This window comes from Caviibacterium pharyngocola (assembly GCF_002795405.1).
GTDB lineage: Bacteria > Pseudomonadota > Gammaproteobacteria > Enterobacterales > Pasteurellaceae > Caviibacterium > Caviibacterium pharyngocola.
Window position 1 is genome coordinate 1 of record NZ_PHGZ01000024.1, and the last position, 26,234, is coordinate 26,234.

Sequence of the window (26,234 nt, forward strand, 5' to 3'; positions counted from 1 at the left end):
CTGCTACATAATACCGTTAAATCGTCAACAATTATCCTCTTTGTTTGGTCGAGATACTAAAACCATAGGTAAGCATATTAACAATGTGTTTAGCGAAGGGGAGCTTGAAAAAAGTTCAACTGTCGCAAATTTTGCGATAGTTCAAAATGAAGGTGGTAGAAATGTAGAAAGACAAATTGAATTTTACAATCTTGATGTCATCATTTCCGTCGGTTATCGAGTAAAATCCAAGCAAGGCACGCAATTTCGCATTTGGGCAACACGCATTTTGCGAGATTATCTACTAAAAGGTTATTCCATCAATAACCGAATGAACCGTTTGGAAGATAATCTGGATAAGCTTAATAAAAAAGTGAATGAAATTGACTTACAAATCAATACCCATCTTATCCCAACCCAAGGCGTATTTTTTGACGGACAAATTTTTGATGCTTATGAATTAACGTCCAAAATTATCCGTTCAGCGAAAAAAGAAATTATCTTAATAGACAATTATGTCAATGAAACAACGCTTACCCATTTATCCAAAAAGCAAGCCAATATAAAAGCCATTATATTCACAGCAAAACTAACGAATGAGCTGAAATTAGACATTCAAAAAGCCAACGAACAATACGGCAATTTTGAGCTGAAATCCTTTGCCAAAAGCCACAACCGATTTTTAATTATTGATAATGAAGAAGTCTATCATTTGGGGGCATCGCTGAAAGATTTAGGCAAAAAATGGTTCGCTTTTTCTAAAATGGATAAAAATTCGGTGGCGGAAATTCTTAAGGCAGTAGCCTGTGAGAAATCATTGTGATTTATGACAATTCAAGGCAAATAAAAAACCGCTTGAAATTTCACTTTCAGGCGGTTTTCCGTTAAACGGACAATTATATTTATTTGCCAATCTCTTGAAGTGCGGTCAATAATTTCTCTGGATCTTGGTAGAGGAACTGGTTTGGAATAATGCCCTGTTCTTCGCCTTTATGCAAAATCACATTCGGCACGCCTTGCACTTGGTGAAGGCTTGCAAGCTGTTGCCCCTGTTCAATTTGTTGCTCAACCATTTGCTTGGTGGCTTCCGTTTGGCATAATTCTACTGCCTTGCCTAAACCAAGCATTTCCAGCACTTCAGTAATTACCGCAAAATCCGTGTTATCTCGTCCGCTGATATAACGCACTTCTTGCAACGCATTCAATGCCTTCATCTCTTGCTCAGGTGCAATTTGGCGAACCGCCGCTAAAGCAAGCAAGATGTTGTAACTGTCGAAATTGCTTTCTGTTTCTAAAATATTGTGCAGATAATCTTCGCTAAACTGCTGCCCTGTGAGTTTGTTAATGCGTTGATCGTTTGTCCACGCGTGGTGAGCAAACTCCGCCGTCATTTTGCGACCTGTTCCGCTAAATAAGCCTGTTGGTTGTAATACAAGCGGGTAGTTTTCCGCAATTTTTTGCAAAACCGGTGAAGCCCCATAACACCAACCGCAAAGGGGATCATAAAGGTAAGTGAATTGGATATTTTTGCTTTTCATTTTTATTCCTATTGGTAAATGTGGTTTGATATGGGGCTATTATAGAGAAACAATAATAGGGTCAAGGTAACAATTTAAGCCTAATCATATAGTACAAAATCTTAAATTTGTACTGTTATTGGGATTTTATAGATGACGTTGTCTGTTATCAAAACGGTTTTTTGACTATACTTTTGTTCATTGGCTCGTAGGGCGCACCGGTGTATGTCCGTTGAGGATATATTAATTCAGGCTGACACATCGATCCGCCTCTACATAAACATAAGGAAAAAACAATGAACCCAACAATCGAATTACAATTAAACCACCGCAGTATCCGCCGTTTTAAAGAGCAACCATTAACTCGGGAAGAAGTGGATTTATTGGTTAAAGTGGCGGCAAGTGCTTCAACCAGTAGCTATATGCAAGCCTGTTCGATTATCAGTATTACCGATCCGAAATTAAAACACGAGCTTCATCAAATTGGTGCGCAAGCCTTTGGTAAGCAAGAATATATTCGTGATAACGGGCATTTATTTGTGTTTGTGGCAGATACGGCACGTAATGCGGAAATTGCCGAAGAACAAGGGCAAGAGCCAATTTATCAAGGCAGTGCCGACCGTTTTTTAGCAGCGGTTTATGATGCAACGATTGCCAGCCAAAATTTAGTTGTTGCCGCAGAAAGTTTGGGAATGGGGGTTATCTATTTGGGCAGTATTTTGAATGATACGCAAAAAGTTGTAGAGTTATTACAGCTGCCAAAATACACCTTTCCCGTCTTTGCATTAGCAGTCGGTTATCCTGATCAAACACCGGACGCCAAACCACGTTTACCGGCAGCGATCACGCATATGGAAAACCGTTATGTGCCAATTCGTGAACGTAAAGCAGAATTAGCGGAATACGACCAACAATTAAGCGAATACTATCAAGCTCGTGGCGATAACGCCCGTGCGGAAACTTTCAGCCATATGGCAACGCAATACACCCGCAGCCAATTTGCCAAACGCCCGGATATCGCTAAGGTGATTAAAAGCCAAGGGTTTTTAGGGGAGATTTAGTCGCTGTCGGTTAAGAGCTACAAGTGTTTCATCTTAATTTTTCGATCAGCATCGAAAAAATAAAAAAGAGCGGTCGGATCTTAAAGAAATTTTGCAAATTTCCCTAAAAATCCAACCGCTTACCAACTTAGCGCTGTTCCGCCCTATCCCTATCTTCCTGCGTTACCGAAGTCAATTTCGCTAACTTTGGTGCTAGTCAAGTTTTTAGATCGTCCATTAAGGAATACATCACCGGCACAAAAATTAAGCTTAATAGCGTAGAAGCAATCAATCCGCAAATCACTGCCACCGCCATTGGTGCTCGAAACGCAGCGCCTGATCCGCCTGCAAATACGGCTGGCACCATACCTGCCACCATTGCGATGGTCGTCATAATAATCGGGCGGACACGTTCGCTGCCTGATTGGATTAGGGCGGTGAAACGCTCCATTCCTTGAGCTCGTTTTTCGATCACGAAGTCCACCAGTAAAATTGAGTTCTTAGTTACGATACCCATCAGCATTAAAATCCCAATTACAGACGACATATCCAACGCCGCACCGTAGGCGAGTAAGCCTAATGCCGCACCGCCGATAGAGAGCGGTAGTGCCATTAAAATCGTGAGCGGTTGTAGGAAATCACGGAACAGGATAATCAATACCATCAGCACCATTAAGATACCAAAGCCCATTGCGATTCCGAATTTTTCAAACATCTCGTTCATATATTCGCCGTCGTGCAGGTTTAGCCTTATATTCCCCTTTCCAAATCCCACTCACGCCCGATTTTTTGCACCAATTTCCCCACTTTCTCTGCCATTTCTTCCGCGCTTTCCACACGTCCACGGCGTATCCATTCATCTAACGCCCCAAATACAAAGCCCATAATCAGTGAATTATGATAAGCCGTTTGATTATCCAATTCAGGTTTTGCACCGCAACAAGCGTGAATATAGTTGAGAAAAATATGCGATAAATTATTTTTATATAGCAAATCCACCACATCACCTACTTGGTTGATGGAGTGAAATATCCCTAAAAAGATGTGGTGTGTGTTTTGTTTAATCGCTAATTTTTCTGCCACAAAAGGAAATGTTGTGACTTGCAAATAATCAATCAGCACCGCTTCTTTGCTTTCAAAATGGCGATAAAAAGAAATGCGGCCGACACCTGCCATCGCGGTAATTTCGCTGATGCTGATCTCATCAAATTTTTTGGTTTCAATCAATTTGATTAACGCACCTGCAATGCTTTCTCGCACCACGGTTTTGAGTTTTTTCTTCATAATGTTACAAAAACGCCTTTTTGTTTCAGTTTGGGAAAGGGGGGATTGTTTAATGAAATTCGGCTCTCTATAATGCGCCGCATTGTTACAGATGTAACATATTTTGGAAAGCATTTTTTCTTAACCATAGAAGGATTAACCTTATGAAAAATTTAGTTAAATTAGCGGGTATTAGTGCATTAGCATTTGCTGTAACGGCGTGTGGGCATATGGACAAACAAGAACGCCGTGTTGCAGCAGGGGCAGCAATCGGTGCAGTTGCAGGCTATGCGATTACAGGCGATGCAACAGGTGCAATGGCAGGTGCAGCTGTTGGTGGTGTAGCGGGTAATCAGTACGATCACCACAGAGAAAAGAAAAACCAGTAATATAAAGATAGCCGTTTAAACGATGGTGTTTAAACGGTTTTGTTATTTTCAGAAATGATTAAAAAAGGATCAACAATGAAAAAATGCCTTCTTATCGCTTTAGGCGTGATTACACTTGGTGGCTTAATCGCTTGCTAAGCCCTTGAAAAACTGTTGGCAATTACGGAAGAAAAAATCGCCCAAGTGCAAACCAATTCCCCGCTTGAAAAGCAATATAGCCAAATGGGGAAATATGCAGTTCTATCCGCTAAATTCCCTGCCAATGACAATATTGCTCAAACCTACACCGTGTATTATCCACAAAATGCAGGTAATTATCCGCTTGTGGTTATGGTAAACGGTTCGGGGACGCCTGTTTCCCGTTATGAAGCGGTATTGAAACATTTGGCAAGTTACGGTTTTGTCGTGATTGGCGATGAAAACGGTACAGCGTGGAGCGGTGCAACATCATCTAAAACTTTGGATTTTGCCCTTGCTCAAAATAAAGATAGCAACAGCGTGCTATTTAACAAAATTAACCCCAATAAAATCGGCACATCAGGGCATTCGCAAGGTGGTGTCGGCGTGGTGAATTTGGCAACTAATCAGCCAAACGGTCATTTAATCCGTTCCATTTATGGGGCAAGCACCACTAAATATGGTTTAGCAATGGGCTTAAAATGGCCTTATGATGTAAGCCTTATCAACGTGCCATATATGATGATTGCAGGCGGACACGAAAGCGATGCAGGCGATGGCAAAGACTACAACAAAGGCATTGCGCCGATTATGTCGCTACAAGAAAACTATGCGAAAGTGGCTGCCCCTGCTCTAATGGCTCAACGTAAAGATGTAGATCACGGCGGAATGCTTTGGCAACCAAACGGCTATATGGTAGCGTGGTTCTTATATACCCTAAATGGCGATAATCAGGCAAAACAAGTCTTTGTAGGGCAAAACGCCGAGATTAAGAAAAATGCAAATTGGCAAAATGTGCAGAGTAAAGGCTTGAATTAATGATTAAAAACGCTGTTTTCTGAATGTTAAGAAAACAGCGTTTTTTATTAGCCTTCTTCCGCCCTATCCCTATCTTCCTGCGTAACCGAAGTCAATTTCGCTAACTTCGGTGCAAGCCAGTTGCGTAGGTCGTCCATTAAGGAATACATCACAGGCACGAAGATCAAACTTAATAAGGTTGAAGCTATCAATCCACAAATTACTGCTACCGCCATTGGTGCTCGGAATGCGGCGCCTGATCCGCCAGCAAATACCGCTGGTAACATACCTGCCACCATTGCGATGGTCGTCATAATAATCGGGCGGACACGTTCTGAGCCTGATTGGATTAAGGCTTTGGCACGTTCCATTCCTTGCGCACGTTTTTCAATCACGAAATCCACCAGCAAGATCGAGTTTTTGGTCACGATGCCCATCAACATTAAAATTCCAATCACCGACGACATATCCAGCGCCGCACCGTAGGCGAGTAAGCCTAATGCCGCACCGCCGATAGAGAGCGGTAGTGCCATTAAAATCGTAAGCGGCTGTAGGAAATCACGGAACAGGATAATCAATACCATCAGCACCATTAAAATGCCGAACCCCATTGCCATTCCGAATTTTTCAAACATCTCATTCATATATTCGCCGTCGCCGTAGTCGGGCATACGCACGCCGTCGGGCAGGTTTTGCAAGATCGGCAGTTCGTTTACTTGGCTTAATGCCGTACCCACCGTGTAGCCTGTGGCTAAATCCGCTTCAATGGCGATGCGGCGTTCTCGGTCGAAACGCTCTAAACTTGCCGACCCTTCGCTAAAGGATAACTTCGCCACGGCATTGAGCGGTACGGTTGTGCCGTTGTTGGTTGCCACTTGCAGATGTTGCAACACGTTTAAGTCGTTGCGTTCTTGCTCGCTTAACAACACACGCACAGGCACTTGGCGGTCGGCAAAGGTAAAGCGTGCGCTGTTGCCGTCGGTGTCGCCCATTGTGGCAATGCGAAGTACGTTGCCCACCGCTTGCGGTGTTACGCCTAGGCGTGCGGCTTCTTCAGGCAAGAGCGTAACTTGCAATTCCGATTTAACAAGCGGTGCTTTTACTTGTATATTTTCCAACCCTGCAATGCTTTGCATTTGCGTTTTGAGTTGCTGGGCGACTTCGTTGAGTTTAACAGGGTCATTACCTGTTAATAACACCGACACATCACGTTGCGCCATTGAATTGCGGAAGGCAAAACGCATATCGGAAAATTGTGCCAATTCCGACCGCACTTTGTCTTCAAACTCTTTTTGCGTAATACTGCGTTCACTGTGCGGTTTTAGGCGGATTAACACTTCCGCTTTCGACGGCTCGCCACCGCCACCAATGGTTGTGAAGACAAGTGCGACTTCATCGTGGGCACGCAAAGTGCGGTCGATTTTTTGCAAATATTCATCGGTTTGTGCAAGCGTGGTGCTTGGCGGTAATTCGATGTCAATTTGGCTCGCCCCTGTATCGCCTTTCGGCATAAAGCCTGTTGGTAAGAGTGGTACAATCACCACAGAAGCCGCTAGGAATCCCCCCCAATTATCATCGTCGTTTTACGAAAACGCAGGGCTTTTTCCAATAAATTCAAATAAGCCTGTTTTAAGCGACTGGTTTTCTCTACGTTGTCCGCTTTCGGTTTATGCGGTTGCATAATGTAGGCGGCAAGCAACGGTGTAGCAAGGCGTGCCACCAATAACGATGCCAATACTGCCGCTGAAACGGTAATACCGAATTGGGTGAAGTACATTCCTGTTGTCCCACCCACAAAGCTCACAGGTAGGAACACCGCCACAATGGTGAGCGTAATCGCCAACACCGCAAAACCGATAGCATCTGATGCGTCAAGAGCCGCTTGGAACGGGCGTTTGCCTTGGTGCAAATGCTGTTCGATATTCTCAATTTCTACAATGGCATCGTCCACCAAAATCCCGATTACAAGGGTAATGGCTAGTAATGAAATAGCGTTGAGTGTGTAATCCAGCAGATACATCACCGCAAAGGTCGGCAAAATCGACAACGGCAACGCAATCGCCGCAACCAGCGTCGCTCGCCAATTTCGCAGGAAGAAGAACACCACCAATACGGTTAAAAACGCCCCTTCCAGTAAGGTGCTGATTGCCACATCATAGTTCTCTTTTGTGGCATCTACGCTGTTATGCACTTCTTGAATATGCACGTCTGGATATTGCTCGTTCAAACTTTGCACCGCACTTTGCACCCGCTCGGCAACTGCCGTATCGCTGGTGCCTTTGGCACGGAAAACGCTAAAGCCCAACACTTCACGCCCGTTTAATCGGGTACGGCTACGCACTTCGCTATGGCTGTCTTTAATGGTCGCAATTTCAGAGAGTTTCACCTTACGCCCATCAGAAAGCGAAATCGGCAAGTTCGTTAAATCCGCCACCGCTTGACGACTGCCCACCACCCGAATAGATTGCTCTAAGCCGTTTAACTGGGTGCGACCTGCCGGTAAATTGGCGTGGGTTTGTGCCAGTTGCTGACTGACTTGCTCGGCAGTAATGCCCAACGCATTTAAACGACTGACTTGCTCGGCAGTAATGCCCAACGCATTTAAACGGTCGGCTTTCAATTCCACACGGATTTCCTGCTTTTCACCGCCCAAACGTTTCACCTGTTGCACGCCGGGAAGCGCCAACAGCTGACGGCTCACGGTTTCATCAATAAACCACGCCAGTTCCGTTTGATCCCTATTCGGCGACTGCACCGCATAATAGGCAAGCGCACCGCCTTCAACGTCCACCCGTTCCACCACAGGATTAGTAATGCTTTGTGGCAGATCATCACGAATTTGGGTAATGGCGTTACGCACATCGTTCACCGCACGGTCGGTATCTACACCCAGCTGAAATTCCACCATCGTAGTGGAAGAGCCTTCGGTGATGGTCGAAGTAATATGACGCACGCCAGCCATTCCCGACACTGCATTTTCCACACGGCGAGTAACGGAATTTTCCAGCTCATCAGGCGATGCCCCCGATTGCGACACCGACACATTGACAATCGGAAAGCTCACGTTCGGGTTGGCGTTAATCGGCAATTTTTGGAAGGCAAAAATCCCCATCACCGTCAGCACAATAAACAACACAATGGTTGGAATAGGACGGCGAATAGCCCAAGAAGATAACTGCATTTTTTATTCCTTATCCTTAACTAATTGCGGTGAAACCACATCACCCACATCTAAAAATGCGCCTGCTTGTTTAACGAGCTGATCGTTGTGATCCACGCCTGAACGCACTTCCACCCAACTTTGATATTGCGAACCCACAGTAACGGCACGGCGTTCCACCTTGCCTTGCCCGTTAACCACCATTACGCTACTTTGCCCGTCTTTAAACGACACCGCAGAAAACGGCACGGCAAAGGCGACATTCTGCTTAGGCAGAGCAATTTCCACTTCGCCAAACGCCCCAATCGGCATTTGGGCATCTTTATCAAAAGCCACACGGATTTTGCCTAAACGGCTTTTCGCATCAATTTCGGGAAAAATCAAACGGATCTGACCGCTTGCGTGCGTGCTGTCTTTCAAACTCGCCGTTAATCCTGTTGCTAACGGCACTAATTCATCGGTTGTGGCATCGACTTCCAATTCCGTTACGCCATCTTTGGCAAGATGAAATAGAGCGTTGCTGCCCGTTAAAGATCCTACTTCCGCTGTGCGTTTAGTAATCACGCCATCAAAAGGTGCAATAATTTCCGCTTTTCCCCGTTGGTGACGACTGTCTTCAAGCTGTGCCTGAATTTGAGCGATTTCCGCTTTCGCCGCTTGCACGCTTGCTTTTGCGCTATCCGCTTTTGCTTTTTGTTGATCTAGCTCTTGATGGCTTACCGCATCGGATTTAATTAACGCTTGATAACGTTTTAAAGTGGCATTTGCTTCTTTCAACGCACTTTCTTGTGCGTTCAAATTGGCTTTAGCACGAGTAAGACTTGCTTGATTTTGTTGCAGTTGCGACTGCACATTGGTGTTCTCTAACGTCGCCAGCACCTGCCCTTTTTTCACATTTGCGCCTACGTCTACCAACACCGACAAAATTTGTTGCCCCTGCAACGCCGTGCTAATCGCAATTTCATCTCTCGCCACCCAAGAACCTGAAAGTTGCAAAGTTCTGGCAAATTCTATTGATTGCGGTTGTATTACATTGACTTTCATTGCCGAAGTCGTTGTTTTATTTTCTTCCATATTTTCGTTACACGCAGTTAAAAGCACCGCCGATAAAGCTAATGCTAAAATCTTTTTTCTCATTTATTAGTCCTAAAATTAACTTTAATAGCGGCGAATTATAGTTATTTTTAAGACTAAATCAAGTAAATTTTAAGACTAATTTATCTTGCCTTTTCAAAAAATATCATTAAAATACACCGCACTTTTAAGTCAAAAATAGGAATATTGAAATGAGTTTGTTTGAAGAATTTGAACAACACATTATGAAGATAGAAAGCAATATAGACAGTTGGATTAGTAAACTCGGCTTAAGTTACAACCACTTTGCCGTGCTTTATTCATTAATGTATAGCGAAGAGAAAAATGATCTTTGTACCCAAAAGAAAATCTGTGATGAGTGGTATATCCCAAAACAAACTGTTTTCAACATTTGCAAAGAATATCGTGAAAAAGGCTGGATTGAATTTGCCGAAAGTGCACAAGATAAACGGGAAAAAATCCTGCGTTTAACCGACATCGGCAGAGAGTACGCTAAGCCGATTTATCAGATGAGTTCGCAATTAAGCGATAAAATCTTTGCCAAATTCGGCAAACGTAAAACCGCACAGTTATTTGCTCTTTTAACGGAATTAGACGAACTGTGTAAAACAGAAATTGATAAAATTGAAAGAAAGAATGAAAACCCAATCTAATTTATTTATTACACTTAAAAATATCGCTGTGACGCACCGCAAAAAGTTGTTTTATACCTTTTCGTTGGTCGGTGTCGAAAATCTTTCCTTAATGCTTTATCCGGTGATTGCTGGGGTGGCGATTAATGCTGTCGTGGCAGGCGAAGTGTGGAAAACCTTGATTTATGTGCTGCTCGTGCTCGTTGTCTGGGGAGTCGGTTCGGCTCGCCGTGCGGTAGATACCCGCACTTTCGTGCGAATTTATGCCGAACTTGTTGTGCCGGTGATTATGAACGAACGTCAAAATAACGGTTCAACTTCAACAACAACCGCTCGTGTGGCGTTATCGCGTGAGTTCGTCAATTTCTTTGAACAGCATTTACCGACCTTTATCACCGCCTTTTTCTCTATTATCGGCTCGGTAGTAATGCTGCTGGCGATTGAGTTTTGGTCGGGCGTGATCGCATTGATTATTTTAGCGGTGTTCGGGGCTTTAATGCCGAAATATATCAAAGCGAACGATCATTTATATTTCAGGCTGAATAACCGCTTAGAAAAAGAAGTGGACTTAATCGAACGTACAAAGCAAAGTGAATTGCTTAAACATTATGATGTGGTTTCTCGCCTGCGTATTGCTATTTCCAACCGCGAAGCTTTTAGTTTTCTCGCGATTGGCTTGGCGGTAGCGGTATTATTCGGCGTAACGCTGACGATGATGACCCTTAAAGGCTATGGTAGTGCAGGGCATATTTACGCGGTGATTACCTATATGTGGACATTCGCTATCAGTCTTGATGATATGCCTCGCTTGGTGGAGGAGTATTCGCAGCTGAAGGATATTGGGAATAGGATTGATGTGTAAAAGTGCGGTGGTTTTTTGAGATTTTTTTATTTGCTACGTTCACGATATTATCACTGTCGGCATAGCCATTGTGCAACGCAATCCTTTGTGAAAATTGCAAAAAACTTAAGAAAATTCCACCGCACTTTTGTTCATCTTACGCTTTCCTTACTGCGCTAATCTCATCTAGCCCGATTTCTTCTCCGGTATCTTCGTCTAATAGTGTCAATCGTATAGGATTTCCCGTCGCTTTATTGACAAAATGCAACGGGACATTTTCCCAGCCGGATAAATTCCATTTTGTGCCGATTTTCGCCATCGCTAGCACCAGCCACGCCATATCTTTTCCTTGTTCGGTAAGCTGATATTCATAGCGGTCAGGGCGGGTTTGGTAAAGTTGTTTTTCTACTAATCCATTGTTTTCCAACTCTTTTAAGCGAGAAGTGAGCGTGGCGTTGGTGATGTTGCTGGATTTTTGTAAATCGCTGTAACGGTTGATGCCGAGCAGTAAATCCCGTAACAGCAAGCCCGTCCATTTGTCGCCCAATACGCCGAGCACATCGGCAACGGGGCAGGTGAAAACCGAATTTTTCGACAACAAAAAAGTGCCGTTCCCTGAAACGTCATTTATGAGCGCTGAAACCTTGGTAGATATCACCCTTGCGGCACTCGATCAACAAGAGTGGATCTGCTACCCGAACCTAGAAGACTACGGTTTATGGGAACAATTTGATGCTGCTCGTGGCAACTTAGCCAAAGTCGTTTCTGTCAGCGGACAGTCAGTAACCTGTTATCAATCTAAATAAGGAAAATTATTATGCCAATGTGGAAAATTTATCACCCGAAAAATGCGTTCGGCGAGCAAGACAAACGTGAAATTGCCAATAAAATCACCGCAGTTTATGCGATTTTTTTACCATATTTTTATGTAAACGTGTTTTTCGGTCCGATTGATGCGGAAGATTGTTACATAGGCGGCAAGCCGAATGGCGATTTTGTGCGTGTGACAATTAATCATATCGCGAAATCCATTAAAGATCCGGAAGAGAAAAAGCTGTTTCTCAATGCGTGCAACCGTATTCTTGACCCTTATGTCGCATTCTGCTCAACCATTTAACCGGTGTTTTGGAAGATTGAGAGCCACGAGTGGTTGATGGGCTTGCGAGCCAACATCACGTGGTCATTTTCGATAACCGTGGTGTCGACGGCTCGGGCGGCGTAACGCCGAATAGCGTAGGCGAAATGACAGACGATGCGGCGACGTTTATTGATACATTCGGCTTTACCAAAGTTAATCTGCTCGGTTTTTCGCTCGACGGCTGCGTAGCACAAGCCTTAGTGCTACAACGCCCTGAATTAGTCGAACGCTTAATTTTAGCCGGTACAGCCCCGCAGGCTGTGGCGCAGACGTAGACGGCAAGGGCACTATGGGGCAGCTATTTATGGAAGCGGTAACCCAAGCTACTCAACAGCAAAAACACCCGAAACAGTTGTTGTTTTTTACCCAAACTGAAAAGGGTCAAACGGTAGCAGGGGCGTATTTAAAATGCTTGCAAGAACGCACGGAAGAATGTGATTTAGCTATCAGCCGAGAAAATGTGCAAGCACAAATCACCGCCCTTGTCCATTGGGGAATGGAAGAGAAAGCAGATCTTTCAAACATCAGCATTCCAACTTTTATCGCCAACGGCGACCGTGATGTTCCCAACTTCTGCATCCTTTGAGTTGTTGCAACGTCTTCCGAATACACAACTTGCCATTTACCCGGATGCAGGACTCGGCGGGATTTTTCAGTATGACGAATTGTTTGTTGAACAAACGTTGGCGTTTTTAGCGGATAGATTTTAAGGAAAAGTGCGGTGGATTTTGTAAATTTTTTGCAGGATCTCACCGCTTGCATCAACGATATTTAACCGCTTGATTTAATTCTTCCAATTCATTCAGGTCAGCAACTTCCGCCTGTTTAAGCAGCCATTCTCCGCGTTTTTGTTGGAAGAGATCATATTGCTGATAGGCGATTTGTTCCATTTGCTTATGGGTTCGTTCGCCTTTGCCAATCAACACATTAAAACCGTTATCTTCAATAATGCTATCAACCCGATTTCGCCAAAAGCTAAGCGTTAAATCTTGGCGATTTTTGGCTCGTAACTCACCGCTTTCTAAGAAAATTACAGTGAGACGGTTTAAAGTATCAATTTCATCACTGGTTAAATAATTTTTTGCCACAATTACATCGCCCTTGCGTACCGTTGCTCCTTTCCACGTGGTTAAGCCCATATTCGGTAATGCGGCATTTGCTCTGGAAATAATAAGCTCGGCAGCGGTTTGTTGTGTAACGGCATAAATCAATTTGTTTTGTGTTTCGGCGAAAAACATTTGAGTGGCTTTGTCGGTTTTATCGTAATCGCTGGAAAGCTGAAATAAGGCACGCACTTTTTGATAAAACCGCATTTCACTGGCTCGAATATCTCGAATTTGCTCAAGCAATTCATCAAAATAATCGGGGCGACCTTGCGGATTTTTTAAGCGGTCGCTATCCATTACATAGCCTTTTTCTAAATAGGTTTGTAGATGATTATTTGCCCAACGGCGAAATTGCACGCCACGTTTAGATCGCACTCGAAAGCCAATAGCTAAAATCATTGCAAGGGAATAATGTTTTACTTGATATTGCTTGCCATCAGAAGCAGTTACTAAGAAATCCTTAGTAACTGAACTTTCATATAACTCATTGTCATTAAAGATATTTTTAATGTGAGTGATTATATTTTCAACAGAGGTGTCAAAAAGGTTAGCAAGCTGTTTTTGACTAAGCCAAATATCATTATGCTGAACCAATAACTCTACTTTGGTTTTGCCGTCATCGGTATTGTAGATAATCAGATTATCCATAAATTATTTCCTGTGGTTATATTTCAAACATCTTCGCGATGTCACAAAATAATGTGTTTATATACAGTTATTATTGTACGCCTTATAACCAATTTATTCAAACTTGAGTTGCTTTGAATTTCTCTATTATTGAACAAAATTCACAACCCCTTTTCGATTTCCCTATCTAATCACAACAATCACTTCCCGTTATACTGCTTGCCATTGAAACAAATACAACATTTGAAACATATTTAGGAGAGCAAAATGTTTAAAAAAACCTTATTAGCAACCTTACTTTTTATCGGCACAACAGGAGCGACGATGGCGGCAGATTACACAAAAAATCCGTTTACCTTAACTTACGACAATGCGATTACCGAAAACGTGCAAGGTAAGGTCAATATTCACCCTGTGAAATACACCCAAGCACAAACAGGTATTGAAGTGGTGGCGAATGTTTATACACCGGCGAATTTCGACCCGAATAAAAAATACCCGACAATCTAGCGAATCGGATCAATCGCAACCAAGCGTACAATGGCAAGAGTGTGCGGAATTAACGGAAAGCAAAAAAGCCGTATTGGAAAAACAGAGCGAACAGCCTTTAACCAAAGGGCAATTATTGCTTATCCACATTGCAGGCTTGACTGCCAAAGGCGATGTCACCCAGCTGAAATCCGCTTTGTATTATCAACAGGGTGTCGAAACGCTCGCTACCTTAACCAACGCCCCGACCCAACGTCCGATTTTCGACTTTGCACCGGCGTTAGATTATTCCATCAAATCGCACCTATATGGCTACCTATTCAGCCGCACGGATTTATTAAGTGCGGTGGATAGAGAGCTGGTCACCATCGGCGCATTATCCGAACTCGGCGGCGTAAACGGACAGCTTCGCTCGCATCTAACCGCGGTGAAAAACTTAGGCTTTAATCTACAACATTTTGAGCAAGTGATCAGCACCGTTTCTGAAACATTCAGTCAAGAAAGTGGCAAAAATGTGGCGAATATGTTGAAGGAAGTGAAGTAATTCGAAGATAAATCGGGCGATTGCCCGATTTTGACTATTCTCCCATCTGTTCCCTAAACAACCGACTTATCTCAATAAACTCCCGCAACAAATTTTCACTCCGCTCCTTGCCGAATTGGGTGAAAACGTGGTTTTCTATTTCATCTAAACCTTGCACAATCGGCTTGGCAAAGGCTCTGCCTTGCTCGGTTAGCGAAAGCAATTTTTCGCGTTTATCTTCCGTTTCGGTGTAACTTAAAATTCCATCGGCTAAATATTGCTTGCAGATGGTGGAAATCGTCTGTTTTGGGAGCGCCCATTCATCGCAAATCTGCTTTTGTGTACGTTGTGAATGACGACTAAGCGAATGTAACACCGCAAGCTGATTGTAATTAATGCCTTGTTTTCTTGCCCACGTTTGATAATAGTGAGCAATGGCAGAAAACAGTTGCCCGAATTGATCAGCTTGAGTTGCTTGTGATTTAGTGTCCATTTTTCTCTCCGTTAAGATCGTATAAGGTGCGAATTTTGGTGGCTAAAAACAGCACGATAAACGCAAAAATCACCGAAATGCCTATCGACAGTTGTACTCCGTCGAGCATTGTTAAAAGTGCGGTCGGTTTTGTGGAAATTTGTTCACCGATTTGGACAACGCCAATAAAAAACGCCACGCCCAGTGCGCCCGAAATCGGCATAATCATTCCGGCAATGGCTGTGCCGTGCGGATTTTGTGCTTTGCTTAAATGGTTTAATCCGTGCGTTTCGCCCGTTGCCGCCGCAGAAACCGATACGGCAAACAAGGCAAAAATACAGGCAAGCACAGCTTCTGCGGTGTTTTCTGTTATCAATAACCAAAGTAAGCTCATTGCCAAGCTCATCACAACACCACTAATCAGCAACACAGGGCGACCGCCTTTTTTATCTAAAATCGTGCCAAAGATTGGTGCAAAAACGGCTTCTGCTATACTTGCCGGCATTAGCACAAATCCTGTCACCGTTGCAGAAAAGAGCAATACTTGCTGCATATACATCGGCAGTAAAAATTCCAGCCCCATAAAAAGTGCATAAGCGAAGAAGACAATGATCATCGAATAGCGAAATTGCGCTACTTTGAATACTCGCAAGTCTAACAATGGCGTTCCTAGGCTAAATTGGCGTTTTGCAAAAAATGCGATAAAACTGACCGCTAGCACCAATAATCCCACAAACTGCCAAAGCGCAAGTTGGGTAAATTGGCTGGTGGTATAGACAAGGCTGCCGAAACCGATAAAAGATTGCAGCACGGAGATGACATCAATTTTCGGGCGAGTTTGCTCCATTAAATTGTGTTTGAGCGTGAAGGCAATCATCAACATTGCCAACAATACAAAAGGCACGGTCGCTAAGAAGAGATAACGCCAACCGAGTGTATCCACGATAATGCCCGAAAGGGTTGGACCAATCGCAGGAGCAACGGTAAAAATCACCATCACTAAACTCATCGCACGCCCACGTTTTTCAGGCGGGAAAATAGCGAGTATCGCATTGATTAACAACGGCACGGCACAAGCGGCGGATAAGGCTTGAATTAAACGCCCGCCCAGCAGCATCGGGAAATTAACGGCAAAAGCACAAATCAGCGAACCGAGCAGAAAAATTCCTAGCGTTAGCAACGCCATTGTTTTGGTTTTAAACCACAGCAAAATACTGGCGGTTAAAGGTGTGAAAGCGCCCATTACCAAAAAGAAACCTGTGGTCATCCACTGAATACTTTGTTTGGAAACCGCAAATTCGTGCATTAACGTAGTTAAAGCCACATTCAGCAAGGTTTCGTTGAGATAACCTAAAAAGGCGGCGATAAATAGCGCACTGACAACGGTTTTAGTCGGGAAATTCGGATCTTGTGAGAAATAGTGTTGAGTCATAAATAGTCCTGAGTAATACTAAGTTGTAAATTTTAGTCGTGTTTAGGACTAAAAGCAAGGTGAAATAAATGCTAATTTTATCTCGCTAAGCGCATAAGCGTTTTACTTCGTTAAAACATTGCGAAATTTAACCGCACTTTATCTTTAGCCAAAAGCGCAAAAATTTGCTATAATCCGCTCAATTTTTATTAATAAAAAACAGAGAAATTTTATGTCAGACAATACTCCTGAAAACTATGGTGCGAATAGTATAAAAGTCTTAAAAGGGCTTGACGCGGTGCGTAAACGTCCGGGAATGTACATCGGCGATACCGATGACGGAACCGGTTTACATCATATGGTCTTTGAAGTGGTGGATAACGCAATCGACGAAGCGCTGGCGGGCTATTGTAAGGATATTATCGTGACGATTCATTCCGACAATTCGGTCTCCGTGCAAGACGACGGTCGGGGCATTCCGGTGGATATTCACCCGGAGGAAGGTGTGTCCGCAGCGGAAGTGATTATGACGGTGTTGCACGCCGGCGGTAAATTTGACGATAACTCATACAAAGTCTCAGGCGGATTGCACGGCGTGGGGGTTTCGGTGGTAAATGCGTTATCCGATAAATTGCAATTAACCGTGCGTCGCCAAGGGCACGTTCACGAACAATTTTATCATTTGGGCGAACCGCAAGCGCCGTTGGCGGTGATCGGCGAAACGGAACAAACCGGTACGACGGTACGTTTTTGGCCGAGTCCGCAAATTTTCACCAACATCGAATTTGAATACGATATTTTGGCGAAACGTCTGCGCGAATTGTCTTTCTTAAATTCGGGCGTGTCGATCAAATTGTTTGATAAACGTTCCGATAAACAAGATCATTTCCATTACGAAGGCGGAATCCAAGCGTTCGTTGAATATTTGAATAAAAATAAAAATCCGATTCACCAAAAACCGTTTTATTTCTCGACGGAAAAAGATTCTATCGGTGTGGAAGTTGCGTTGCAGTGGAACGAAGGCTATCAATCGGAAAACATTCATTGTTTTACCAACAATATTCCGCAACGCGACGGCGGAACGCATTTAGCCGGTTTCCGCGGTGCGCTTACCCGAACTTTGAATGCTTATATGGAGAAATCCGGCTTAAATAAAAAAGGCAAAAGTGATAAAGATAAAGTAGAAACTTCCGGTGACGATGCCCGCGAAGGCTTGGTGGCGATTATTTCCGTAAAAGTGCCGGATCCGAAATTTTCTTCGCAAACGAAAGATAAATTGGTGTCATCCGAAGTTAAAGGTGCGGTTGAATCGGCGATGAACGAACGCTTACAAGAATATTTGGAAGAGAACCCGAACGACGCGAAAATTATCGCTACGAAAATTGTGGATGCGGCGCGTGCGCGTGAAGCGGCTCGTAAAGCGCGCGAAATGACGCGGCGCAAAGGTGCTTTAGATATTGCCGGTTTACCGGGTAAACTTGCCGATTGTCAGGAACGCGATCCTGCTTTATCCGAACTTTACCTCGTGGAAGGGGATTCTGCGGGCGGTTCGGCAAAACAAGGACGAAACCGCAAAAATCAGGCAATTTTGCCGTTAAAAGGGAAAATTCTGAACGTTGAAAAAGCGCGTTTTGACAAAATGCTTTCCTCGCAAGAAGTGGGAACGCTGATTACTGCGCTCGGTTGCGGTATCGGACGCGATGAATATAATCCGGACAAATTGCGTTATCACAGCATTATTATTATGACCGATGCGGACGTGGACGGCGCGCATATCAGCACGTTATTACTGACATTCTTCTATCGCCAAATGCCGGAGTTAATCGAACGCGGACACATTTATATTGCGCAGCCGCCGCTATATAAAGTGAAAAAAGGCAAAAACGAAGAATACATTAAAGATGATGAAGCGATGGCGCAATACGAATTGAATATCGCTTTGGACGGTGCCTCGTTACATATTAATGAAAACGCACCGGCAATGGGCGGAGAGGCGTTGGAAAAACTGGTCGCCGAATATAATTCGGTGCAGAAAATGATCGCACGCTTAGCCCGTCATTATCCGGAAAGTTTATTAAAAGAATTGATTTATCAGCCCGTATTAACGACCGAACTAATGCAAAGCGAAAGTGCGGTGGAATTTTGGGCGAAATCTTTAACGGATAAGTTGGTGGAGAAAGAAACCAGCGGTAATCATTACGCTTATCGCATCCAATTTAATAGCGAACGCCACTTATATGAAGTGGTGTTAACTGTGCGTACCCACGGTATTGATACCGACTATTGGCTCAACTTCCAATTCGCCAACGGCAATGAATATGCGTGCATTGTCAAATTAGGCGCGCAGTTAAACGGCTTGTTGGAAGAAGGTGCTTATGTGGCGCGCGGTGAACGTCGTCAGCCGGTCGTATCTTTTGAACAAGCGGTCGAATGGTTGGTGAAAGAATCGCGCCGCGGTTTAATGGTACAACGTTATAAAGGGTTAGGCGAAATGAATCCGGAACAACTTTGGGAAACCACAATGGATCCGGAAGCCAGAACAATGCTAAAAGTCACCATTAAAGATGCGGTTGCCGCCGACCAATTATTCACCACACTAATGGGCGATGAAGTCGAACCTCGCCGTGAATTTATCGAAGCAAACGCGTTAAGAGCGAATTTGGACGTATAATTTTCATCGACTGACAAAAACCACCGATTTGTGTGAACAAACGGTGGTTTTTTTATATCATTTAAAATTGATAATAATTATCATTTGATTTATTGAGATTTCTCTTTATAATTAATTTTCAACGAAAAATAACAATATGCTGCGGGAATTTCATCCGCATTAATTTTTAGGAGATCTTAAATGTCTGAAAAATTCGCTGTTTTAGCGATTTCATTGATTGGCTTCGCCTTCTGCGCGAACAGTTCGGCGAATACGCCTTTGCCGCAAGAGAGTTTAAACGAAATTTCCGTGGTGTCGGAAACGGAACAAAAACCGGCGGTTATTCAAAAAAATCATAAAACGATTCAACACGAAATGATTCGCGATGTACGCGATTTGGTTCGTTACACTGCCGATGTGGGCATTAGTGACAACGGGCGATTTTTGAAAGGATTTTCAATGCGCGGCGTGGAAGGTAATCGCGTGGGTATTAGCATTGACGGCGTAAACTTACCGGACAGTGAAGAAAATACATTATATGCGCGCTACGGCAATTTTAACGCTTCGCGTTTAAGTATCGATACGGAATTAGTCAAAAATATCGATATTGTCCGCGGGGCGGATTCTTTTCGATCCGGCAGCGGCGCCTTGGGTGGTACGGTTAATTACCAAACCTTAGAAGCGTCGGATTTAGTCAAAGCCGGTAAGCGGTTCGGTGCGTTATTGCGCACCGGTTATGCAAGTAAAAACAGCGAATGGGTTCGAACGTTGGGGGCGGCTTATACGGGAGAAAAATTCGATGCTATTTTTCTTTATTCGCAACGTACTGGACACGAAATGAAAAGCAACGGTCACGGGCCGGAAACGCAATCTTCTTCCAGCCAACATCCCGATCCGTCCACTCACCGCTTTCATAGCTATTTAGCGAAATTCGGCTATCAAATTAACGAACGACATCGAATCGGTTTAGGCGTGAACGGGCAAATCGGCAATCGTTACACCGATGAACGAAGTTATGCGTTATTCGGCAGCCAATGGCGCGAAGCGGATGATGAAACGAAGCGTATTAATGCGAATTTGCACTACATTTATACGCCGTTATCGGATTATATCGCGTTTTTCAAAGCCGACTGGGATTATCAAAAAACAGATTTAGCGGCAGTGAATTATAAAGGCGGATTACATTGGCAAACAAAAGAAAAGCAGTTAGACGAAATTTTTGATCGCCGAATGAAAACCGAATTTAAGCGATTTACACTGAGTTCGGAAAGCTTGCCGTTGTCTTTCCTTGGCGGTGAGCATATTTTCAGCGCTAATACCGCAGTATCCGAACGAGAATTTAAAAATATCAATCACGACACCAACCGTTTCGGGCTGGATAGCCGCTACACCATTCAACGTCCGGTAAAAACCGTGCAATATCATATCGGGCTAAAAGACGATGCGACTTGGTCGCCGGTTTTTGCAAGCGGTTGGTCACCGATTTTCGCCGCACACCTTGGTTTGGGTTATGATTATATTCAAGTCAAACCGCAAGCCTTAAATGCCCAATGCAGTAATGCTTGTCTTGCCGAAGGCGAGCCGAAGTCAAATCGATTTTCCAATTTCTCCTTTTTACTGGGAACGGATGTGCAATTTAATCCGACTTGGCAAGCGGGTTATCAGCTCGCTAGCGGTTATCGCGTGCCGACCGCTTCGGAAATGTATTTCACTTTCACTAATGCATACGGCACGTGGAAATCCAATCCGAATCTAACATCGGAACGTAGCCTGAATCATACGCTGTTTATTCGTGCCCAAAATGATCTGGGGAGATTGGAATTGAACCTCTATCACAGCCGTTACAAAGATTTTTTATTCGAACAAGAAAGTATTATCGAACAAACCCTTTACGGACGGACTTATCAAACACCGATGCAACAATCGGTCAACCTTGATCGCGCGCATATTAACGGTCTCGAATTGAACGGCGACGTGCATTTGAATCGTCTTACGACTTTGATTCCTTCCGGCTTCAAACTATACGGCGCCTTGGGTTACAGTAAGGGAAAATTATCCAATGCCGCGAGTTTATTATCCATTCAACCGCTTAAAGCCGTCATCGGTTTGGATTATCTGGAACCGAACGGAAAATGGGGCATTTTCAGCCGGTTAACTTATTTAGGCGGTAAAAAAGCCAAGGATGCGCGAACCTTTGAAAACAAAACGCGTTGTTTGGTATGGGAATTCGACGCGTGGTTCGGTCAGGATATTTGTATGAAAGAAGAACTTTATCAAACGATCGAAACCTATAAATATCTAAATAAATCTGCATATGTGTTTGATTTATTCGGCTTTTATCATCTTACCGACGACATTACCTTAAGAGCGGGGGTTTATAACTTGTTTAATCGTCAATATCACACTTGGGACGCATTGCGCGGAATCAATGCACACAGCACCACCAATAGTGTGGATCGCAACGGTGTCGGGTTAGCGCGTTTTTATGCGCCGGGACGTAATTACAGCGCTTCGTTGGAAATTCGCTTTTAACTGCATTATATCGAGGTTTTAGTTATAACATATTGAATAGTAAGGAGTAATTTATTCAATGATGATTGATAAACGGTTAATCAATACCGTTCCCGACAGCAAAAAGTACATTGCGCAAACCGTATTATGGAACTGGATATCCCTCTTTTGCGCCGTTATTAGTGCGATTGTCTTTGCCGAAAGTTTACAACTGGCTTGGCGGCAAGCTCTCACGCCGCAAAGTGCGGTGATTTTTTTAGCAGTTTTAATTTTCGCATTAATTATGCGCGTTATCGCCGGCAAGAAAGCCGTGCAAGCGTCTTATTACGCCAGCCGAGAAGTGAAACACCGATTACGTCGCTTAATTTATCGCAAATTGTCGGCAATGCCTTTAGCGCAAGCAAATCGGCAATCCACTGCGTCGTTGATTCAAATTGCGTCGGAAGGGGTTGAACAGATAGAAATTTATTTCGGTCGTTATTTGCCGCAACTGTTTTACAGTTTGTTAGCACCGATGACATTATTTGCATTTTTAGTCGGTTTTAATGCACCGACAGCCTTGATTTTATTGGGTTGCGTGCCCTTAATCCCGATGTCGATAATTGCGGTAAATAAAATCGCAAAACGGCTTTTGCATAAATATTGGTCGATTTACGTCGGATTAGGCAGCAGTTTTCTTGATAATTTGCAGGGATTGGTGACGTTGAAAATTTATCAAGATGACGCTTACAAAGCCAAGCAAATGGACATTGAAGCGGAGAATTTTCGCACGATCACAATGAAAGTGCTGACAATGCAGCTTAATTCCGTTTCCATTATGGATTTGCTTGCTTACGGTGGTGCGGCGCTCGGAATTTGCACCGCACTTTTACGTTATCAAGCAGGCGAATTAGATGTATTCGGTGTCATTTTGTTTATTTTATTGTCCGCCGAGTTTTTTATTCCGTTGCGTTTGCTGGGATCTTTTTTCCACGTTGCGATGAACGGCAAAGCGGCATCGGAGAAAATTTTCACCCTATTGGATACGCCGATTGAAGAGGTTGAAAGTGCGGTGGGTTTTTCTGCGGAAAATCCTGTCCGAGTTGAAATTCAGCAGCTACATTTTGCTTATGACACGGAAAAAACGGTGATTAACGACTTAACGCTTTCGATTGAACCGCAACAATTAACCGTTTTTGTTGGCAAAAGCGGTTGTGGAAAATCCACCTTGGTTTCACTGTTAATGGGCTTTTATCAAGCCGAGCGCGGGCAAATTCTATTTAACGGACAGTCTTTGTCACAACTGGATCGTCGAGATTTTTATCGTCACGTTTCGCTGGTCAGTCACAGCAGTTATATTTTTAAAGGCAGCTTGCGCGAAAATATGCAAATGGCAGATTTGAACGCAACGGACGAGCAAATGTATCACTGCCTTGAGCAAGTTAATTTGGCAAATTTTGTTCGAGAAAATGGCGGATTAGATATGTTACTACTGAGCCGCGGAAGCAATTTATCCGGCGGACAAATTCAACGTTTAGCCCTAGCTCGCGCATTATTGCACGATGCGTCGTTATATATTTTTGATGAAGCGACCAGTAATATTGATGTAGAAAGCGAAGAAATTATTTTGCGTTTGATTCAACGCCTCAAAGCGACAAAAACCATCATAATGATTTCCCACCGCCTCGCTAATGCAGTAACAGCGGATCGGATTTATGTCTTAGAACAAGGTCGATTAATCGAACAAGGTTCACACGCCGAATTAATGGCGCAAAACGGAAGCTATTGCGAGATGTTTAATCAACAAAAAAATCTAGAAACTATTCGGGAGATAAATAATGCGTAGAAACGGATTTGTTGTAATGTGGCACTTGCTCAAATTGGTGCTGCCCTTAGCGCATATTATGAGTTTTACCGTCATTATGGGGGTATTTGGCTTTTTATCTGCCATTTTCATTATGGTCTTCGGCGCAATGGGATTGATGAATTTATTGGATTTCCCGATGCATTTCACTTTTTCGCAAATTTTGACCGCACTTATCATACTTGCCGTGGCGCGCGGCGGTTTGCGTTATCTTGAACAAATGTCCGGGCATTACATCGCCTTCAAATTATTGGCATTATTACGGGATAAAGTCTTTGGCAGTTTACGTAAGTTAGCCTTTGTCAAATTGCAGGGCAAGCAAGCCGGTCAACTGCTATCCCTTGTTACCAACGACATCGAATTATTGGAAGTGTTTTATGCGCATACCATTGCGCCGATATTAATCGCTGTGTTGACTTCGGCGATTTTATTACTCGGATTTTGGCATATTTCCGGCTGGTTTGCGTTGGTCGCTTTAGCGGCATATTTCACGATCGGATTGATCTTACCCACAATCACCACCAAACAAGGACGCGATGACGGGCGGCATTATCGAGAATTAGTCGGTGAAATGAACGACTATTTTCTGGATAGTATTCGCGGAATGAAAGAAATTCGCTTATTCGGGTTTGAAACCGCTCGCCTAACGGAAATCAATCGACGCAGTGAAGATATTGATCGTGCTTTCTTAAAAATAAAAGCGCAAGAAACAAATGTGCGAACCTATACGGAAATTGCCGTATCGCTTTTCAATATTCTCATCGTAGCGACCGGTTTAGTGCAGTTTTATTACCAACAAATCAGCTTTGCCGGCTTAATCATTAGCGTCATACTATTAATGTCAAGTTACGGACCTGTTATTGCATTAAGCAATTTATCCAATAATTTGCTGCAAACCCTCGCAAGCGGAGAGCGTGTGTTAACATTGTTAAACGAAAAGCCCGAATTGGCAGAGGTTGCCGACGGCGAACGACTTGAACATATTGATGAAATCGTCGTTCAAGATCTTGACTTCTCTTATGGTGAAAGCCACGTGTTATCAAATATAAATTTCCGCTTGGCAAAGGGCAATATCCTCGGTATTCACGGACGAAGCGGCAGCGGCAAAAGCACATTACTCAAATTGCTTATGCGTTTTTATGATCCGCAACAAGGCGAAATCCGAATTAACGGCATTAACCTAAAAGCGATTAATACGCAAAATTTACGTGATAATATGGCCTATATCACTCAACAAACCTATATTTTCAATGAAAGCATTTATGAAAATATCATAATGGCAAACCGCAACGCCAGCAAAGAACAAGTGATTAACGCTGCAAAACAAGCGTCTATCCACGAATTTATTATGAGTTTACCGAACGGCTATGAAACTAAGGTGACAGAATTAGGTAATAGCCTATCGGACGGTGAAAAACAACGTATCGGTATTGCCCGCGCTTTTTTACATAACGCCCCGATTATTTTACTCGATGAACCTACCAGTAATCTGGACAGTTTAAATGAAGCCATAATTTTACAATCGCTACTAAACGCCAAAGCGGAAAAGCTCATCATCCTCGTCAGCCACCGTACCTCGACAATGGCAATCTGCGATCACATAATCAAAATCGAAAATGGCAGAATGTCATAATATAAAAGGTGAGTAAAAAAGACCGCACTTTTGAGGAAATTGAGAACATTTATTTTAATTCTCAAACACAACGCAAAGTGCGGTCATTTTTATTGGAATTTTTTCAATTTTGCGATCCGGAGCGAAAAATTGAGTGGTTTTTGTTGATAAACTGTGATTGAGAGAGCAATTTCATCTTCTCTTATCAATGAGGAAGATATGCATCATTTTTTAATTGATTATGACAATTTAAAACCGGTTAATTTCAATAAACTCAATAAAGAAAACTGTGCGGTGTGGCTATTTGTCGGATATTCACAAGCGCACTTACCGGTTTCTCTTGTGAGTTCGTTGTTAGATTTTGGCAATCGCGCGCACTTGATTCAAAGTGAGAAAGGTGGAAAGAATGCACTGGATTTTGTTTTGGTCGATGAAATGGCGAAAATTTCATTGCAGAATGCGGCAGATGAAATAACGATTGTTTCTGCGGATACGGGGTTTGATATTGTCGTGCAGAAATATCGGGCAGAAAGTCGAATAAAGCGAATTCAGCGCGTTTCGGATTTGAATCTGTTACAAACAATGCAAAATACGATGCCTGCTTCAAAGCAAGATGTTTCTCAAAAAATTGTGATTGAACCGGATTGGATCAAATTCGCGGAGACCTTAGTGCAAAAAATGGATCAAAAAAATCTGCCGAATAAGATTACCTCACAGTGCAATTTTATTGAAAACAGTTTGCACAAATTTTTACTTGCGCATAGCACGGAGCAGCGAAAAGTAATTTGTCGAAAAGTAGCTGTTATTTTGAGGCAAAAGAAGAAATTACCACAAACATAATATAGAAAGCAGGTGCATTTTTTGCGCTTTAATAGGATTCGATAAAGCAAAAACTCGTTTTTTGATAAATCCGTAAATCGGTTAAAATTCAGTTGATTTTGTCGGTTGACCTGCGATATAA

Annotated in this window: 27 protein-coding genes and 1 pseudogene; 18 read left to right on the forward strand and 10 right to left on the reverse strand. The window is 43.3% G+C overall.

Annotated elements, in window-relative coordinates; translation table 11 throughout:
* Nucleotides 1-802 (forward strand): virulence RhuM family protein (locus CVP04_RS09845; RefSeq protein ID WP_100297346.1); only part of this gene is annotated, 802 nt, incomplete at its 5' end.
* Nucleotides 803-881: 79 nt separating this feature from the next.
* On the opposite strand, the gene CVP04_RS09850 is transcribed toward CVP04_RS09845, so the two are convergent.
* Nucleotides 882-1,517 (reverse strand): DsbA family protein, encoded by a 636-nt coding sequence (locus tag CVP04_RS09850; RefSeq protein ID WP_243385293.1) that lies wholly within the window; start codon nucleotides 1,515-1,517, stop codon nucleotides 882-884.
* Nucleotides 1,518-1,792: 275 nt separating this feature from the next.
* Between CVP04_RS09850 and CVP04_RS09855 the strand changes: the two genes are divergently transcribed.
* The gene (locus CVP04_RS09855) at nucleotides 1,793-2,557 is read left to right on the forward strand and encodes an NADPH-dependent oxidoreductase (RefSeq protein ID WP_100297347.1); all 765 of its coding nucleotides are present in this window, start codon (nucleotides 1,793-1,795) and stop codon (nucleotides 2,555-2,557) included.
* A 196-nt stretch (nucleotides 2,558-2,753) separates the two neighbouring features.
* Here CVP04_RS09855 and CVP04_RS09860 read toward each other — a convergent pair whose 3' ends face one another.
* Both CVP04_RS09860 and CVP04_RS09865 read right to left on the reverse strand, forming a co-directional pair.
* Complete coding sequence (locus CVP04_RS09860; RefSeq protein ID WP_243385296.1) at nucleotides 2,754-3,260, reverse strand: efflux RND transporter permease subunit; 507 nt, start codon at nucleotides 3,258-3,260, stop codon at nucleotides 2,754-2,756.
* Between the two features lie 26 nt (nucleotides 3,261-3,286).
* Nucleotides 3,287-3,820, reverse strand: a complete 534-nt coding sequence (locus tag CVP04_RS09865) for a TetR/AcrR family transcriptional regulator (RefSeq protein WP_100297348.1) — start codon at nucleotides 3,818-3,820, stop codon at nucleotides 3,287-3,289.
* A gap of 143 nt (nucleotides 3,821-3,963) precedes the next feature.
* On the opposite strand from CVP04_RS09865, the gene CVP04_RS09870 reads away from it, so the two are divergent.
* Both CVP04_RS09870 and CVP04_RS09875 read left to right on the forward strand, forming a co-directional pair.
* The gene (locus tag CVP04_RS09870; RefSeq protein ID WP_100297349.1) at nucleotides 3,964-4,188 is read left to right on the forward strand and encodes a glycine zipper domain-containing protein; all 225 of its coding nucleotides are present in this window, start codon (nucleotides 3,964-3,966) and stop codon (nucleotides 4,186-4,188) included.
* 153 nt (nucleotides 4,189-4,341) lie between these two features.
* A complete protein-coding gene (locus CVP04_RS09875) occupies nucleotides 4,342-5,184 on the forward strand; it encodes a poly(ethylene terephthalate) hydrolase family protein (RefSeq protein WP_100297350.1) in 843 nt (280 codons plus the stop codon).
* Nucleotides 5,185-5,231: 47 nt separating this feature from the next.
* Here CVP04_RS09875 and CVP04_RS12445 read toward each other — a convergent pair whose 3' ends face one another.
* From CVP04_RS12445 to CVP04_RS09885, 3 genes are read right to left on the reverse strand one after another with little or no spacing between them, the layout of a single operon-like run.
* On the reverse strand, nucleotides 5,232-6,704 hold the full coding sequence (locus CVP04_RS12445) for an efflux RND transporter permease subunit (protein ID WP_207761639.1): 1,473 nt from the start codon (nucleotides 6,702-6,704) through the stop codon (nucleotides 5,232-5,234).
* 11 nt (nucleotides 6,705-6,715) lie between these two features.
* Nucleotides 6,716-8,344 carry an efflux RND transporter permease subunit gene (locus CVP04_RS12450; protein ID WP_207761640.1) on the reverse strand — a complete coding sequence of 543 codons (1,629 nt, stop codon included), beginning with the start codon at nucleotides 8,342-8,344 and terminating at the stop codon, nucleotides 6,716-6,718.
* A 3-nt stretch (nucleotides 8,345-8,347) separates the two neighbouring features.
* Nucleotides 8,348-9,460: an efflux RND transporter periplasmic adaptor subunit gene (locus CVP04_RS09885; RefSeq protein WP_100297351.1), complete on the reverse strand. Its 1,113-nt coding sequence runs from the start codon at nucleotides 9,458-9,460 to the stop codon at nucleotides 8,348-8,350.
* A 149-nt stretch (nucleotides 9,461-9,609) separates the two neighbouring features.
* Between CVP04_RS09885 and CVP04_RS09890 the strand changes: the two genes are divergently transcribed.
* Both CVP04_RS09890 and CVP04_RS09895 read left to right on the forward strand, forming a co-directional pair.
* On the forward strand, nucleotides 9,610-10,071 hold the full coding sequence (locus tag CVP04_RS09890; protein WP_100297352.1) for a MarR family winged helix-turn-helix transcriptional regulator: 462 nt from the start codon (nucleotides 9,610-9,612) through the stop codon (nucleotides 10,069-10,071).
* Nucleotides 10,055-10,912, forward strand: a complete 858-nt coding sequence (locus tag CVP04_RS09895; RefSeq protein ID WP_100297353.1) for an ABC transporter six-transmembrane domain-containing protein — start codon at nucleotides 10,055-10,057, stop codon at nucleotides 10,910-10,912. The genes CVP04_RS09890 and CVP04_RS09895 overlap by 17 nt, the downstream gene beginning before the upstream one ends.
* A 136-nt stretch (nucleotides 10,913-11,048) precedes the next feature.
* Here CVP04_RS09895 and CVP04_RS09900 read toward each other — a convergent pair whose 3' ends face one another.
* Complete coding sequence (locus CVP04_RS09900) at nucleotides 11,049-11,489, reverse strand: winged helix-turn-helix transcriptional regulator (RefSeq protein ID WP_207761641.1); 441 nt, start codon at nucleotides 11,487-11,489, stop codon at nucleotides 11,049-11,051.
* Between CVP04_RS09900 and CVP04_RS12270 the strand changes: the two genes are divergently transcribed.
* The 5 genes from CVP04_RS12270 to CVP04_RS12275 are packed head-to-tail and all read left to right on the forward strand — an operon-like array spanning nucleotide 11,467 to nucleotide 12,739.
* A complete protein-coding gene (locus tag CVP04_RS12270; RefSeq protein WP_100297355.1) occupies nucleotides 11,467-11,697 on the forward strand; it encodes a hypothetical protein in 231 nt (76 codons plus the stop codon). The genes CVP04_RS09900 and CVP04_RS12270 overlap by 23 nt on opposite strands.
* A gap of 11 nt (nucleotides 11,698-11,708) precedes the next feature.
* Nucleotides 11,709-12,008 carry a tautomerase family protein gene (locus tag CVP04_RS09910; protein WP_207761642.1) on the forward strand — a complete coding sequence of 100 codons (300 nt, stop codon included), beginning with the start codon at nucleotides 11,709-11,711 and terminating at the stop codon, nucleotides 12,006-12,008.
* A gap of 29 nt (nucleotides 12,009-12,037) precedes the next feature.
* On the forward strand, nucleotides 12,038-12,304 hold the full coding sequence (locus tag CVP04_RS09915; protein WP_100297356.1) for an alpha/beta fold hydrolase: 267 nt from the start codon (nucleotides 12,038-12,040) through the stop codon (nucleotides 12,302-12,304).
* A 14-nt stretch (nucleotides 12,305-12,318) separates the two neighbouring features.
* On the forward strand, nucleotides 12,319-12,615 hold the full coding sequence (locus tag CVP04_RS09920) for a hypothetical protein (protein ID WP_100297357.1): 297 nt from the start codon (nucleotides 12,319-12,321) through the stop codon (nucleotides 12,613-12,615).
* On the forward strand, nucleotides 12,590-12,739 hold the full coding sequence (locus tag CVP04_RS12275) for a hypothetical protein (RefSeq protein ID WP_165772791.1): 150 nt from the start codon (nucleotides 12,590-12,592) through the stop codon (nucleotides 12,737-12,739). Before CVP04_RS09920 ends, CVP04_RS12275 begins: the two co-directional genes overlap by 26 nt.
* Before the next feature lie 51 nt (nucleotides 12,740-12,790).
* Here CVP04_RS12275 and rhuM read toward each other — a convergent pair whose 3' ends face one another.
* Nucleotides 12,791-13,783, reverse strand: coding sequence for a RhuM family protein (rhuM, locus tag CVP04_RS09925; RefSeq protein WP_100297358.1), 993 nt, complete (start codon nucleotides 13,781-13,783; stop codon nucleotides 12,791-12,793).
* A gap of 246 nt (nucleotides 13,784-14,029) precedes the next feature.
* Between rhuM and CVP04_RS09930 the strand changes: the two are divergent.
* Together CVP04_RS09930 and CVP04_RS09935 are read left to right on the forward strand one after the other, a co-directional pair.
* Nucleotides 14,030-14,269: pseudogene (locus tag CVP04_RS09930) on the forward strand (alpha/beta hydrolase); the annotation flags it as partial.
* A complete protein-coding gene (locus CVP04_RS09935; protein ID WP_133118486.1) occupies nucleotides 14,220-14,795 on the forward strand; it encodes a carboxymuconolactone decarboxylase family protein in 576 nt (191 codons plus the stop codon). The pseudogene CVP04_RS09930 and the gene CVP04_RS09935, both read left to right, overlap by 50 nt.
* Before the next feature lie 34 nt (nucleotides 14,796-14,829).
* Here the strand turns inward: CVP04_RS09935 and CVP04_RS09940 are convergent, their stop codons facing one another.
* Both CVP04_RS09940 and CVP04_RS09945 read right to left on the reverse strand, forming a co-directional pair.
* A complete protein-coding gene (locus CVP04_RS09940) occupies nucleotides 14,830-15,267 on the reverse strand; it encodes a MarR family winged helix-turn-helix transcriptional regulator (protein WP_100297360.1) in 438 nt (145 codons plus the stop codon).
* On the reverse strand, nucleotides 15,257-16,678 hold the full coding sequence (locus CVP04_RS09945; RefSeq protein ID WP_100297361.1) for an MFS transporter: 1,422 nt from the start codon (nucleotides 16,676-16,678) through the stop codon (nucleotides 15,257-15,259). The genes CVP04_RS09940 and CVP04_RS09945 overlap by 11 nt, the downstream gene beginning before the upstream one ends.
* Nucleotides 16,679-16,889: 211 nt before the next feature.
* On the opposite strand from CVP04_RS09945, the gene gyrB reads away from it, so the two are divergent.
* From gyrB to CVP04_RS09970, 5 genes are all read left to right on the forward strand, one after another.
* On the forward strand, nucleotides 16,890-19,328 hold the full coding sequence (gene gyrB, locus CVP04_RS09950; RefSeq protein ID WP_100297362.1) for a DNA topoisomerase (ATP-hydrolyzing) subunit B: 2,439 nt from the start codon (nucleotides 16,890-16,892) through the stop codon (nucleotides 19,326-19,328).
* A gap of 180 nt (nucleotides 19,329-19,508) precedes the next feature.
* Complete coding sequence (locus CVP04_RS09955) at nucleotides 19,509-21,839, forward strand: TonB-dependent hemoglobin/transferrin/lactoferrin family receptor (RefSeq protein WP_100297363.1); 2,331 nt, start codon at nucleotides 19,509-19,511, stop codon at nucleotides 21,837-21,839.
* A 58-nt stretch (nucleotides 21,840-21,897) separates the two neighbouring features.
* Nucleotides 21,898-23,643 carry an ABC transporter ATP-binding protein/permease gene (locus CVP04_RS09960; RefSeq protein ID WP_100297364.1) on the forward strand — a complete coding sequence of 582 codons (1,746 nt, stop codon included), beginning with the start codon at nucleotides 21,898-21,900 and terminating at the stop codon, nucleotides 23,641-23,643.
* Complete coding sequence (locus tag CVP04_RS09965) at nucleotides 23,636-25,294, forward strand: amino acid ABC transporter ATP-binding/permease protein (protein WP_100297365.1); 1,659 nt, start codon at nucleotides 23,636-23,638, stop codon at nucleotides 25,292-25,294. The genes CVP04_RS09960 and CVP04_RS09965 overlap by 8 nt, the downstream gene beginning before the upstream one ends.
* 198 nt (nucleotides 25,295-25,492) lie before the next feature.
* On the forward strand, nucleotides 25,493-26,113 hold the full coding sequence (locus CVP04_RS09970) for a PIN domain-containing protein (RefSeq protein ID WP_100297366.1): 621 nt from the start codon (nucleotides 25,493-25,495) through the stop codon (nucleotides 26,111-26,113).
* Nucleotides 26,114-26,234 lie beyond the last annotated feature (121 nt).